The organism is Halomonas sp. hl-4 (assembly GCF_900215475.1).
Lineage (GTDB): Bacteria > Pseudomonadota > Gammaproteobacteria > Pseudomonadales > Halomonadaceae > Vreelandella.
Genome location: NZ_LT907845.1, coordinates 790355 through 803658, shown reverse-complemented (window position 1 = coordinate 803658; position 13304 = coordinate 790355). Strand labels below are relative to the sequence as shown.

Here is a 13304-nt window from a genome sequence, read left to right as displayed (position 1 = left end):
TATTAAAAAAACCGAGCGGTGTTGGCCGCTCGGTTTTTTTGATATCGCCAAAAGTGTCGCGAGACCTGCCGTGGTCAGATAGATTCGTCGAGTTCTTCAGCAGCATCGGCGTGGGAAAGCCGCATGCCGTGGGGCGGTAACAGATGGCCGTCCATGGTAACGCCTTCTCCGCTATATTGAAGACGACCTTGTAAAAACCATTGCACGGCGATGGGATAAATAAGATGTTCCCGGTCGTGGACCTTCTGTTTTAGCGTTTCAACGCTGTCATCAGCAGCAACGTTAAGTTCGGCTTGCAAAACGACCGGCCCGCCATCCAGCTCTTCGGTAACAAAGTGAACGCTGCAGCCGTGCTGAGTAACCTGATCTGCAAGGGCGCGGGCATGGGTATTAAGGCCTTGGTAAGCTGGTAGTAGCGACGGGTGTATATTTAGCATACGACCCAGATAGCGCTGAACGAAACGTGGTGTCAAAATCCGCATAAAGCCAGCCAGCACAATGAGGTCAGGCTCATGTCGCTCAATGACTTTGATCAGCGCTCCGTCATAGGCGTCACGGCTATCGTATTCACGGTGCGGCAGGGCAACGGCATCGATTCCCGCTTCGTGGGCACGCTTAAGGCCATAGGCGTCGGGCTCGTTAGAGATAACGGCGACGATCTCGCCGCCTAGCCGGTCATGGGACTGAGCCTCAATCAACGCTTGAAGATTGCTGCCACTGCCGGAAATTAATACAACCACCCGGGGCGTCGTCGCAGGCTCGGGTGTCATGTCCGTTAGGGTGTCGCTGTTGTAGTCGGTGCTGCTCATGCCGGTAAATTCTCCAACACCACGGCGTCCTGCTGGCGCGCTTCAATTGTTCCCAGACGGTAGACGGTTTCACCTTGAGCTTCTAAGTGCGCAATGGCTTGGCTGGCGTCGGCTTCAGGAACGACGACCACCATGCCAATACCGCAGTTAAGCACCCGGTGCATCTCTGTGTCGGTCACATTGCCTTGGGTTTGCAGCCAGTCAAAAACAGCTGGCCGCTTCCACGCCTGAGTGTCGATGCGCGCAGCAAGCGTGTCGGGGAGCACTCGGGGGATATTCTCAAGCAGGCCACCGCCAGTGATGTGTGATAGGGCGTGAACCGATAGGTTGCTATCACGCAGCAGGGAAAGCAGTGCCTTGACGTAAATTCGTGTTGGGGCCATCAGCGCATCGCCAAGGGGGGTGCCGTCGACCTGGGTGTCTAAAGGGGTATTGCTGCGTTCGATGATTTTACGAATCAGCGAGTAGCCGTTAGAGTGCGGTCCAGAGGAGGCCAGGCCGAGCAAAACGTCTCCTTCAGCCACGCGACTGCCGTCGAGAATCTCACTCTTCTCAACCACGCCAACGCAGAACCCGGCCAGGTCGTAGTCGTCGCCTTCGTACATGCCCGGCATTTCGGCGGTTTCACCGCCAACGAGGGCGCAGCCAGCTTGTTCGCAGCCAGCGCCAATGCCGGTAACGACATCGGCGGCTATATCGACATTTAATTTACCCGTGGCATAGTAGTCGAGGAATATTAGCGGCTCGGCACCGGCAACAATAAGGTCATTGACACACATGGCCACCAGGTCAATGCCAATGGTGTCGTGCTTACCTAATGTCATGGCGAGACGCAGTTTGGTGCCGACGCCGTCGGTCCCGGAGACCAATACCGGCTGCCGGTATCCCTGGGGTAGCTCGCATAGGGCGCCAAAACCACCAAGCCCACCCATCACTTCCGGGCGTGTCGTGCGTTTGGCAACGTGCTTGATGCGATCGACCAGCGCATTGCCGGCATCAATATCAACGCCTGCGTCTTTGTAGCTGAGCGATGGAGCCGATGAGGCGTGGGAAGAAGAGGTCTCGGTCATGACAGGTCCTATGGAGCAAAGTGCGGTGCAATAGTAACTGGCGTACGCCGCCAGAGCTGGCAATAGCTAGGCGGATTGTAACACCCGGTGGCGTGGCCCGCATCGCTCGCGCTTGACGTGAACAAAAGCAGGCGGTTTTTATTTATATACGGCATAGTAGGCTGTCGCCAAAGTGGTCGTTAAGGGAGAAATATGCGCAATTCATGGTGGGGCATCCTGCTGTTAGTCATTGTTGTGGGGCTGGTATATTTACTGGACTCGGTACTAATGCCGTTTGTCGCCGGTGTCATCCTGGCGTATTTGGCGGACCCGCTGGCTAACCAATTCCAGCGCTGGGGTATGAACCGCGCGGTAGCGGTTAGTAGCGTTTTTTGTGTGCTGTTGGCTGTGCTCGTGGTCAGCCTGTTGATTTTAATTCCGCTCGTCATCCAGCAGATAAAGCAGTTAGGCGAAGCCGTGCCGGGTATTTTTGCCTGGGGGGAAAACTCCCTGGCGCCGAAGGTATTTGAATGGACCGGTTACGATCTGCGTGCTGAACTGGTTAACGTGCGTGAGACATTGGTGGAAAATTGGCGCGATGCCGGCGGCTATTTGGCCCAAGCGCTCGGCCAAATAGGCCGCTCGGGGATGGCATTCGTCTCCTGGGTGACCTATGTCGCTTTGATCCCCGTTGTGACGTTTTATTTACTATTGGACTGGGACCGTCTTATTAACAATATTGCCAACTTGATTCCGCGTCAGTGGGCAGACGATGTAGGCCGCCTGGTGCGCCGCTGTGATGAAGTGTTAGCGTCTTTTTTACGTGGGCAACTGCTGGTTATGCTTTGCTTAGGCATTATTTATGCGGGCGGGTTAACCCTGTTGGGGCTTGATTTTGGGCTATTAATCGGCGTGGTATCCGGGTTAGTGAGCATTGTGCCGTTTCTTGGCTTTATTTTAGGGTTATGCATTGCGTTGATTGTCGCGCTTTTCCAGTTTGGCACCTTGTGGGCAGTGTTGGGCGTCATTGCCGTATTTGCGATTGGCCAGGTGGCGGAAAGCGTGGTCCTACAACCTAAGCTGCTAGGTGACAAAATTGGCCTTCATCCGGTGGCGGTCATCTTCGCGGTGCTGGCGGGCGGTAATTTATTCGGCCTGACAGGGGTGCTGCTTGCTTTGCCTGCGGCTGCGATCATTATGGTGCTGTTACGGGAAGCGAAAGACCGCTATAAGAGCAGCGACCTTTATAATGCTGATGACGAATACGATCAAAAGCCCGATAAGTTGCCCGCAATCGGTGATAAAAGGGAGCCCTCATGAGCCAAGTGCCGGCGCAACTTCCCCTTGGGGTTGGCTTGCGCGACGACGCTACGTTTCATAACTATTACCCTGGGAAAGCCAATGCTGCCTTGTTGAATCGTCTGCAGCAGCAAGGTACGACGGCCGGTGAGGACTTCATTTATCTATGGGGCCCGCCGGGCTCAGGGCGTAGCCATTTATTGCAGGCCGCTTGCCATGCCGCCTCGGATCAGGGCAAGCGGGCACTGTACTTGCCGCTGGCCGAGCTGGGCCATTTCCCGCCCTTGATGTTGGAAGATATTGAACGACTAGACATGGTGTGTATTGACGATTTGGAACAGGTGTTAGGCCGAAAGCGCTGGGAAGAAGCACTTTTTCATGCCTTCAACCGCTTGCGCGATGCGGGTAAGCATCTGGTTATTGCTGCTAATGCGCCGCCCCGTCAGTTAGGCGTAGCGCTTCCTGATTTGGCTTCTCGCTTGAGCTGGGGAACAATCTTTCATTTGCACCCGCTGAATGATGAGGAGCGATTGGCGGCGCTAACGTTACGTGCCAGCGTCAGGGGCATGCTATTACCGGATGATGTGGGGCGCTATATACTTCACCGCGGGCCCCGCGAGCTCGGTGCACTCTGTCGGGCACTGGAAACCCTGGATCAAGCGTCGCTTTCGGCGCAGCGTAAATTAACCATTCCGTTTGTGAAATCCGCACTTAATTGGTAACAAAAAAAACCACCAGCGATTGGCTGGCGGTTTTTGGATGTCACTATCGCAGCTTAGCTGCGTTTAGCGATCACTGTTAGGCTGTTTTAGCCATCTTGCTGGCAGCGGTTTGTGCCTGCTTGATGTTTTCTTCGGTGAGCTTTTGGCTTTTCTGCACGAAATCCTGTTGCAAGGAAACCACATTGTCAGCGTCGCTCTTCAGGCGTTCAGCCACTTCTTTCGCGACTTTTTGCTGGCCTTCCATATAGCTGCGTAGGCCTTCAGCGTCTTTAACGCTCATCAACTGACGCGCTTGGGCGATGTTGGTGTCCATGTAGGCTTTCTGAGCATCTAACTGGGTGTTGAACAGTTTTTCTGTCATGTCGACACTCAACGCGGCATAAGCGCGTACCGGTGCCATGAAGAAATTATCAAACTGTTGTGTCCATTCGTTAGTATTGAAAGTGCTCATAATTAAATCTCCTGATTAGCGGTGCTAACGCGTCTAGATAAAATGGGTAGCAACGCTAGACGAAATTTCGTCCGGTGGTGCTTTCCCTGATGTTCTGCGTTGCAGCATAGCAGGCGTTTTTGTGCAGTGCAACATTGGTGTTCAATGTTGCTTCAGACAGGTCACTTGAGTTTTACCCTGCGAACACTAGCCTAATAAGGCGAGACGCTGAATTGAGCTAACTATGTGCGCCAGTTAATGACCATGTGTAGCGGGCGACTCAGTATTTACCAGCCGATATCTATAAGGAGATCACCATGACAACGCGCCTTGAACGCGACAGTATGGGGGAATTGGAAGTTCCAATTGAGGCGTTATATGGCGCCCAAACCCAGCGCGCGGTTAATAATTTTCCTGTTTCACACACGCCGATGCCGGTTGCGTTTATTCATGCGATCGCACGGATTAAGCAGGCCGCCGCGCAGGCTAATTTAGCGCTGGGTGAGTTGGACGCCGACCGTGCGGAGGCCATTCAGCAGGCAGCGAAAGAGGTGATGAACGGCGAGCACGATGACCAATTTCCAGTGGATGTGTTTCAGACGGGCTCTGGCACTTCTAGCAACATGAACGTTAATGAGGTGATTGCCACCTTGGCGAGTCGCCAAGGGGTTGAGGTGTTACCCAATGATCATGTCAATATGGGGCAGTCAAGTAATGACGTGATTCCTACCGCGATACACGTATCGGCTGCACTGGCCGTACATGAGTCGCTGCGTCCGGCACTTGAGCATCTTCGCAACACGATTGATTCACGGGCGGCCGAGCTATCAAACGTGGTCAAAACCGGCCGTACGCATCTTATGGACGCCATGCCACTGCGTATGGATCAAGAGTTGGGGGCATGGTCGAGCCAGCTGGGCCAAGCCATTGAGCGCTTGGATAGCTGTATGACACGGCTGTGTCGTTTGGCTCAAGGCGGTACTGCCGTGGGCACTGGTATTAATGCGCCAGAAGGGTTTGCCGATCAAGTGGCGAAACAGTTAAGCAACCAAACAGGCTTGCCATTTACGCCCAATGATAGCTTCTTTGCGAGCATCGCTTCCCAGGATGCGGCCGTAGAGCTCTCCGGACATCTCAAGGGTTTAGCCTGCATTGTAATGAAGATTGCTAATGACTTGCGCTGGATGAATTCCGGCCCGCTGGCGGGGCTTGGTGAAATTGAGCTCGAGGCGCTGCAGCCGGGTAGTTCCATTATGCCAGGCAAAGTCAATCCTGTGATTCCGGAGTCTGCCGCTCAGGCTGCTGCACAGGTGATTGGGCTGGATACTGCGATTACCGTGGCGGGGCAGAGTGGTAACTTTCAGCTTAACGTGATGCTGCCGCTGGTCGCTTATAATTTGTTGACTGGTATATCGCTGATGAGCAATACCACGCGGCTATTGGCCGACCGTGCTATCGCGACGTTTAAAATTCGACAAGACAACATTGAAGGTCCGCTTGCCCGCAATCCAATTTTGGTCACGGCCCTTAACAGTGCGATTGGCTACAATGCGGCGGCGGCTATTGCCAAAGAGGCATATCAGACCGGACGACCAATTATCGATGTGGCCGAAGAGCACACCGACCTTGACCGTAATACCCTCGAGCGGTTACTTGATCCGAAGGCGCTGACGTTGGGCGGTGTGCCTGACTAATCACAGTAACGGCTAGCAGGCTCTTTACGTTTTCTGCTCTTCGCGTTGCCCCTGGCGGATCGTTTGGCTAGCCTCGCTTTCCTCTTCTGCGCTTGCCGTGGGTGTTTCATGCTCGTCCTTGCGGGCGGGCCGATAGCACAGCGTGGCAAGGATCGGAAAATGATCCGAACCAAAGCCTTTTAAGCGACGCATGTTGCCGAGCATGAAATGTTCACTCACAAAAATATGGTCGAGGGGCCAACGCAGTATTGGGTACTGGGCATGGAAGGTACTGAACATGCCACGACCGCGACGTGGATCCAGCATGCCGCCCACGCGGCAAAAGCGCCGCGTGGTACGTGACCAGGCAACGTCGTTAAGATCACCGGCTACTAGCGTGGGCTCAGGTGTTTTTTGGATCTTTTTACCGACCCATAACAGCTCGGCGTCACGCCAAAGCGATTTTTCGCTTTCGCCGGGCGCAGGTGGCCGAGGATGTACGGCAATCAGTCGGATCAAATCGCCACTAGGTAGCTTGACGTGGGTATGAATAGAAGGGATATCGTCTTGGATCAGCCACTCGATGGAAGTGTCTTCAAGCGGCAGGCGCGAGTAAAGATGCATGCCGTAGAGGTTGTCGAGAGGGATTTTAACGCTATGCGGCCATTGCGCCTCTAGCTCAGGATCCAACTGGTCTTGCCACCACTGATCAGATTCCAGGGTAAGAATGATGTCGGGTTGATGTGAATGGATTTGCTTGATCAAACCGGCGGATTGACGGTTCGGCGTTAGCACATTGGCAATGAGCAGTGTCACGTCCTGTGCTTGGTTGTCGACCTTGACCGAGTGAACCTGTTTTGGCCAGAGACGTGTCCAAGGAAGAATATAGCAGGCTTGTATGATGATCACGGTCAGGCAAGCGAGGAGCGTTATTATCTGCCACGTTGGCGATATGGGGAGCAGTAGCGCTGCTATCAAGCAAGCGATAGCGAGGCTTGCAATCTGCAAACGTGGAAACTCGCAGCTGCGAATCCACCACCAGCGTAGCCTAATACGGGCAATGAAAGTCGCTAGTAGTAAGACGATCGCGATGCTTCCTAGCATTAGGCCTAGCATGGCCGGTCTCCTTTTGTCGGGCGCTCGTCGATTTGGCGTGATACCAGTGTAGCACTTAGATTCTTTAGGCTGCGCATTTTGCAACGGGCTAAATACTCACCGTGTTGACGGGTCGTAAAAGCCCGGGGAAGTGGATAAATAGCTTGCAATTCAGTGCCGGAAACGTAAAATACGCATCCGTTGCTCGGCAGGACCATAGCTCAGTTGGTTAGAGCGCCACGTTGACATCGTGGAGGTCGGCGGTTCAAATCCGCCTGGTCCTACCATCACATTTTGTATAGTGGTTGATAGCGTTTGCTATTCAATGTAGTGATAGCTCACCTTTTATAGGACCATAGCTCAGTTGGTTAGAGCGCCACGTTGACATCGTGGAGGTCGGCGGTTCAAATCCGCCTGGTCCTACCAGATCACGCCCCCTCATTTAATGACGGGGCGTTTTTTGTATGGGCGAGTATCCGAGTAGCGCTATAAATCCGCTAAGGTGTCGGCTGTCAGGGCTTCCAAAGAGGTAAGTCTGTTTGGCGTTTAAAGGTCTCTATTAAGGCCTCAATGCCGGTTTGGTCTTCATGGCTAAAGCGTGCTTCCAGTGGGCTATCAATATCCAACACGCCCCACAGTTGACCATCGTTAACAATAGGCACAACCAACTCCGCCCGTGACGCACTATCGCATGCAATATGGTCGGCAACACTATGCACGTCATCAATGCGCTGGGTGACTTGCTTTCGAGCCGCCGCGCCGCAAACGCCCTTGCTAAACGGGATCGGATGGCAGGCGGGCTTTCCCTGAAAAGGCCCTAACGCAAGCATCTCGGGTGTTCGTTGCAGGTAGAAGCCCACCCAATTCAAATGGGGCAGAGCCTGCATGATAAACGCACAGGTTTGCGCACTGTTGGTTAGCCAGTCACGGCTATCTAGCAACGCCGCGAGTTGGCGATCCAAAAGACCATAGTCCACGGTATCAGCCGACATGCCATCTCTCACATTATGTTTCCCCGGCTATTAACGCACTGGGCCGACAGTAGCCGGCCCAGTTGCCTAACGTTAATGGCGGGGTGATTGATTATTCCCAGCCGGGGACGGCCCCGCCATCAAACAACTCTTCGGCTTTTTCAACCACTTCTTCGCTCTGGTAGGCGCTCACCAGCTGCTGGATTTCTTCACGGTCTTCATCACCGCCTCTAACCGCAATCAAGTTGACGTAAGGAGACTCAGGGCCTTCTTTAATCAGCGCGTCGTCGAGGCTTAGGCCGGCAGGCTGTGCAAAGGTGTTATTGATGAAGGCCATATCCACATCCGGCAAAACGCGGGGAAGCTGGGCGGCTTCGATTTCGCGGAAACGGTAATCGTTGGGGTTTTCCGCGATATCGATGGGAGTGGCTTCCAGGTTCTCAGGGTCGTTGAGTGTGATGAGGCCTTCGTTATGCATTAAAATTAGCGCACGACCTTCATTGGAAGGGTCGTTAGGCAGCGCGATTTGAGCTCCCTCCGGCAGCTCTTCGATGCTGTCGTATTTCTCAGAGTATGCGCCAATAGGGTAAACAAAGGTGTAGCCTGCGATAGCGAAATCGTAGCCACGATCATTGACCATCGACTGCATGTAGGGCTCGTGCTGATAGGCGTTGGCATCGAGGCTGCCATCGTCTAAAGCGGCATTGGGCGTTACGTAATCCGTGAACTCAATGATTTCAACATCAAGGTTGTACTCTTCCTTGGCAATCCGCGCGGCGACTTCCATCACTTCGGTTTCAGGGCCGGCGACGGTGCCCATCTTGATACTGGCGGCTTGAGCGCTGGCGCTAACGGCCAAGGCTAATGCGGTAACGGTACTGAAGGCTAGCGTTTTCATCGCAACTCCTGTTATGTCTTGGTTTTCTTTTTGGTGATAATAAAGTTAATTTTAATGCTTTTTCGTTATATGTCTACTAAAAGCAGCGCCGCTATTTCCGGTCGGTTTTGCGTACCAAGTAGTCACCCACGCTTTGGAAGCCTTGTACCATAATAACCAGCACCACCACCGTGATCAGCATAACGGTAGGGTTAAAGCGGTTATAGCCATAGCGAATGCCAAGATCGCCAAGGCCGCCACCACCAACAGCGCCTGCCATCGCGGAGTAACTCACCAGCGTTACCAGGGTGATGGTGAGGCCGGTAATAATGCCTCCGCGTGCTTCAGGGATGAGAACTTTGACGATAATTTGCCACGGTGTTGCGCCCATGGACTGGGCAGCTTCAATCAAGCCCGGCGAGATTTCATTCAGCGCCCCTTCAATCAGCCGAGCGACGAAGGGAATTGCCGCAATGGTCAGCGGCACCGCGGCGGCATTGATGCCAATGGAGGTGCCCACCAACATCCGTGTAAAGGGAATAATCGCCACCATCAAAATAATAAACGGAATGGAGCGACCCACGTTGGTCACAATGCCAAGCGTGTGGTTGAGTGCAGGCTTGGCTAAAATCTGTCTGGGGCGCGTCACGTAAAGCATGACACCTAGCGGCAACCCCAATAACGTTGAGATCACCCCTGATATTGCGACCATGTAAAGCGTGTCTAGCGTTGCCTGAAAAATAAGCTCAATCATTGCGCTGGACATAGCCAAGTACCTCTACCTGTAATTGATGATCTGCCAAGTAGTTCATTGCCGCTTGGGTTTGCTCAGACGTGCCCAGTAGTTCGGCGATCATTAAACCAAGTGTGCGATCCTGGATCGATTCCACCTTGGCTTGGAGAATACTCACGTCGACGCCGCAATCGCGTGCTAAGCGGGAGATAAGCGGTGTGGAAACTGCATCGCCTGAAAACGTCAGCCGTACAACAGGGTGTGCATTGACGCTCGAGTCGTCGCTGAGTCGTTCAAGCAGGTCCTTGGGAGGCGTAAGCTGCAGGAAGTCGTTGAGAAACTCGCGACCTAACTGGGTGCGTGGTGCGGTAAAGAAATCGCCAACTTCAGCGTCCTCGACCAGTTCACCATCGGATATTAAGCTGACTCGATGGCAGATCGATTTAACGACCTCCATTTCGTGGGTAATCAACAAAATGGTAATACCCAACTGCTGATTGATATCGCGCAGCAGTTCCAGAATCGAGCTGGTCGTCTGGGGGTCGAGCGCGGAGGTGCCTTCATCGCAAAGCAGCACCTGAGGGTTGCTGGCCAGTGCGCGGGCAATTGCAACGCGCTGTTTTTGCCCGCCTGATAACTGGGCCGGGTACTGGTCTGATTTATCCGATAGCCCCACCAGATTGAGCAGCGGAGTGACGCGTTCTTGGATATCGCGGCGAGGTTGGCCCATCAACTCCAGCGGTAGCGCCACGTTGTCGAACACGTTACGCGTAGTAAGCAAGTTAAAATGCTGGAATATCATGCCGATCCGGTGACGAGCTTGATTAAGCGCTGTGGTGCTTAACCCCGTGATCTCTTGGCCATCAACGGTGACCGTCCCTTGGGTGGGGCGTTCTAGCAAGTTGACGCAGCGAATGAGAGTCGACTTGCCCGCGCCAGATAGGCCGATAACACCGTGAATGGCTCCTTTGGGGATCGCCAGATTGACGCCTTTGAGGGCGTGAACGGCGTCGCGGCCAGAACCATAGGTTTTGCTGACATTATTAAGTTCGATCATAGCGTCTGCCTTTCCTATAGGCCAAAGACGAAGGTGAGAGCGCAAGCGTAGGGCGGGAAATAAAAAAAGGCCACCCTGGCGGGTGGCCATCAACGCTGGACACACCCTTTTAGCTGCACTTCACCAAGCGTGTACTTGGTGGACGCCCGCAATCTGGGTACAAATCGGCGTCTTTACATTTGCGGCGAAAGTCTAAAGAGGCTGTAAAAGGAAGTCAATCTAAAAGCACAGTATCTTATGCGGTTGTGAATTATGGCAATTTTTTCAACTAAAAAATTGAATTATAAAAGTGTTAATTCCTATTGGGGTAGGGCATCTATCATCTCGAGAGGCCTCCATCGCGTCGTCACTGCTTTAGTGGAGGAGACGTTTGGGGTGCACAAGAAGGTTCGTGCAGTAGTAAGCTTGCACGCGGATCATTTAATGCGAGGGCGCTATGTTCACTGGCATCGTGCAAGACAAGGTAGAGGTAGTGGAAGTACGCGAGCTTGATAAATTCCGTACCCACGTATTGGAAATGCCAGATGTACTGCGTGAGGGGTTAGCAATTGGCGCCTCAGTTGCGCATAACGGGGTGTGTTTGACGGTCACTGAGATTTCAGGTGATCGGGTGAGCTTTGATTTAATGCGTGAAACTTTGCGCCTGACCAATCTTGGTGCAATTACCCCCGGGCAATGCGTCAACATCGAGCGAGCAGCGCGCTTTGGCGATGAAATTGGCGGGCATGCCATGTCGGGTCATGTGATGTGCATGGCAGACGTAGTCGCCATTGATGAGGCCCCCAACAACCGTCGATTGTGGTTTGCGTTACCGGCCTCGATGGGGCGCTTTGTTTTTGAAAAAGGCTACATCGGTGTTGATGGAATAAGCCTGACGATCGGCGATGTGCGGGCTTCGACGCAGGGTGATGGTGTCGAGTTCAGTGTTAATCTTATCCCTGAAACACTGCATCGCACTACGCTCGGTGAGCGGTTGCCCGGCGATCAGGTCAATATTGAAATTGATCCCCAAACACAGGTCATTGTTGAAACGGTGGAGCGTGTTTTGGCGAGTCAGACGCGCTGATCTTCGCTGCTGGCAAGCGTTATAGTGCATTTCTGACCGATTGGTTATAACGTGGCCTGAAGATTGCTTATGCTAAGCGATGAGGTTTAACAAGCGGGCGCTAGTCCGCTATCGACGGCTGCACGAGGTGTTCGCATCATGCGTGACCTTTCGGTAGTATGTGCGGCTTTTCGCGCTGCCAGGGCGCATCAGCGTTTACGCGAAGGATAAAAATACCTATGAATTTTCTGGATAAGCAATTCGGGCTTACCGAGCACCAAACCAGTGTTAAGACCGAGGTCATCGCCGGAATAACCACCTTCCTTACGATGGCGTACATCATCTTCGTTAACCCCAGTATCCTTTCTGAAGCTGGGATGGACTATGGGGCGGTGTTTGTCGCCACTTGCGTAGCCGCCGCTATTGGCTGTCTCATCATGGGGCTGTGGGCCAACTATCCGATTGCCCAGGCACCAGGCATGGGGCTCAACGCTTTCTTTACTTACGGTGTCGTCCTTGGGATGGGCTATACGTGGGAAGCGGCATTGGGGGCCGTGTTCTTCTCGGGTCTATGCTTTTTCTTGCTGAGTATTTTTAAAATTCGCGAGTGGATTATTAACTCTATTCCGCTCTCGCTGCGTTTAGGGATTGCCGCGGGTATTGGTCTGTTTTTGGCCATGATTGCATTGAAAAATGCCGGTATCGTGGTGGCTGATGACGCGACATTAGTTGCGCTGGGAGATCTCTCTGAACCGGCGGCACTCTATGCGCTGCTGGGCTTTTTCGTGATAACCGCTCTGTCCTATTTAAAGGTCACCGGTGCCGTCATGATCGGTATCCTGGGGATCACCATTGCGTCTATCGTGCTTGGGCATAATGAGTATGGCGGCCTTATGTCTATGCCGCCCTCAATTGCCCCTACCTTTATGGCAATGGATCTCATGGGGGCGCTTGATGTCGCCATGCTGAGCGTAATTTTCGCCTTCCTGTTTGTTGATCTGTTCGATACGTCAGGCACGCTGGTCGGTGTGGCACATCGCGGCAAACTTTTAGATAAAGATGGCAAACTGCCGCGTCTGGGCCGGGCCATGATGGCTGACAGTACGGCGTCCATGGCCGGTGCTGCTTTGGGTACCTCCACCACGACCAGCTATATCGAGTCGACGGCGGGTATCGCATCGGGTGGCCGGACAGGTCTGACGGCGGTCGTCGTCGCCGTGCTGTTCCTGTTCAGTTTGTTCTTTGCCCCATTGGCAGGCTCAATTCCCGCCTTTGCGACCGCCGGTGCATTGCTTTATGTGGCTGTGCTAATGGCAGGTAGCTTGGCGCATGCCAACTGGGATGACCCGACCGACGCCGCGCCGGTGCTGATTGCGGCTCTGGCGATGCCGCTGACCTTTTCGATCGCCGAGGGTATTGCCCTTGGGTTTATTAGCTATGCGGCGATCAAAACCCTGTCGGGACGCTTTAAAGACCTTAATCCAGCAGTGATTATTCTGGCACTGCTGTTTGCGGTGAAATTTCTGTTTCTAGACTAACGTAAT

At 53.5% G+C, this 13304-nt stretch carries 13 protein-coding genes and 2 tRNA genes; 7 read left to right on the top strand and 8 right to left on the bottom strand.

All coding sequences use genetic code 11. From position 1 onward, the window contains the following. Positions 1-74: 74 nt before the first annotated feature. The gene (gene purN / locus CPH17_RS03970; protein WP_074396214.1) at positions 75-809 is read right to left on the bottom strand and encodes a phosphoribosylglycinamide formyltransferase; all 735 of its coding nucleotides are present in this window, start codon (positions 807-809) and stop codon (positions 75-77) included. Further along, complete coding sequence (purM, locus tag CPH17_RS03965; RefSeq protein WP_074396215.1) at positions 806-1879, bottom strand: phosphoribosylformylglycinamidine cyclo-ligase; 1074 nt, start codon at positions 1877-1879, stop codon at positions 806-808. The genes purN and purM overlap by 4 nt, the downstream gene beginning before the upstream one ends. 192 nt (positions 1880-2071) lie before the next feature. Here purM and CPH17_RS03960 point away from each other — a divergent pair, with 192 nt between their 5' ends. Both CPH17_RS03960 and hda read left to right on the top strand, forming a co-directional pair. Continuing rightward, positions 2072-3178 (top strand): AI-2E family transporter, encoded by a 1107-nt coding sequence (locus CPH17_RS03960; protein ID WP_074396216.1) that lies wholly within the window; start codon positions 2072-2074, stop codon positions 3176-3178. Next, positions 3175-3879 (top strand): DnaA regulatory inactivator Hda, encoded by a 705-nt coding sequence (gene hda, locus CPH17_RS03955; RefSeq protein ID WP_074396217.1) that lies wholly within the window; start codon positions 3175-3177, stop codon positions 3877-3879. Before CPH17_RS03960 ends, hda begins: the two co-directional genes overlap by 4 nt. A 76-nt stretch (positions 3880-3955) precedes the next feature. Here the strand turns inward: hda and CPH17_RS03950 are convergent, their stop codons facing one another. Continuing rightward, positions 3956-4330, bottom strand: a complete 375-nt coding sequence (locus CPH17_RS03950) for a phasin family protein (protein WP_074396218.1) — start codon at positions 4328-4330, stop codon at positions 3956-3958. A gap of 296 nt (positions 4331-4626) precedes the next feature. Here CPH17_RS03950 and CPH17_RS03945 point away from each other — a divergent pair, with 296 nt between their 5' ends. Further along, positions 4627-6003, top strand: coding sequence for a class II fumarate hydratase (locus CPH17_RS03945; protein ID WP_074396219.1), 1377 nt, complete (start codon positions 4627-4629; stop codon positions 6001-6003). 24 nt (positions 6004-6027) lie between these two features. Here the strand turns inward: CPH17_RS03945 and CPH17_RS03940 are convergent, their stop codons facing one another. Then, positions 6028-7098 (bottom strand): endonuclease/exonuclease/phosphatase family protein, encoded by a 1071-nt coding sequence (locus tag CPH17_RS03940; RefSeq protein WP_074396220.1) that lies wholly within the window; start codon positions 7096-7098, stop codon positions 6028-6030. 189 nt (positions 7099-7287) lie between these two features. On the opposite strand from CPH17_RS03940, the gene CPH17_RS03935 reads away from it, so the two are divergent. Both CPH17_RS03935 and CPH17_RS03930 read left to right on the top strand, forming a co-directional pair. Continuing rightward, positions 7288-7364 (top strand) — tRNA-Val (locus tag CPH17_RS03935). Positions 7365-7426: 62 nt separating this feature from the next. After that, positions 7427-7503, top strand: a tRNA-Val gene (locus CPH17_RS03930). Positions 7504-7589: 86 nt separating this feature from the next. Here the strand turns inward: CPH17_RS03930 and CPH17_RS03925 are convergent. From CPH17_RS03925 to CPH17_RS03910, 4 genes are all read right to left on the bottom strand, one after another. Beyond that, the gene (locus CPH17_RS03925) at positions 7590-8069 is read right to left on the bottom strand and encodes a GAF domain-containing protein (protein WP_096298315.1); all 480 of its coding nucleotides are present in this window, start codon (positions 8067-8069) and stop codon (positions 7590-7592) included. A 91-nt stretch (positions 8070-8160) separates the two neighbouring features. After that, positions 8161-8946 (bottom strand): MetQ/NlpA family ABC transporter substrate-binding protein, encoded by a 786-nt coding sequence (locus CPH17_RS03920; RefSeq protein WP_096298313.1) that lies wholly within the window; start codon positions 8944-8946, stop codon positions 8161-8163. 91 nt (positions 8947-9037) lie between these two features. Beyond that, positions 9038-9691, bottom strand: coding sequence for a methionine ABC transporter permease (locus CPH17_RS03915; RefSeq protein WP_096298311.1), 654 nt, complete (start codon positions 9689-9691; stop codon positions 9038-9040). Next, the gene (locus CPH17_RS03910) at positions 9672-10715 is read right to left on the bottom strand and encodes a methionine ABC transporter ATP-binding protein (protein WP_096298309.1); all 1044 of its coding nucleotides are present in this window, start codon (positions 10713-10715) and stop codon (positions 9672-9674) included. The genes CPH17_RS03915 and CPH17_RS03910 overlap by 20 nt, the downstream gene beginning before the upstream one ends. Before the next feature lie 436 nt (positions 10716-11151). Between CPH17_RS03910 and CPH17_RS03905 the strand changes: the two genes are divergently transcribed. Together CPH17_RS03905 and CPH17_RS03900 are read left to right on the top strand one after the other, a co-directional pair. Continuing rightward, positions 11152-11781, top strand: a complete 630-nt coding sequence (locus tag CPH17_RS03905) for a riboflavin synthase subunit alpha (protein WP_096298307.1) — start codon at positions 11152-11154, stop codon at positions 11779-11781. 218 nt (positions 11782-11999) lie between these two features. After that, complete coding sequence (locus CPH17_RS03900; RefSeq protein WP_074396226.1) at positions 12000-13298, top strand: NCS2 family permease; 1299 nt, start codon at positions 12000-12002, stop codon at positions 13296-13298. Positions 13299-13304 lie beyond the last annotated feature (6 nt).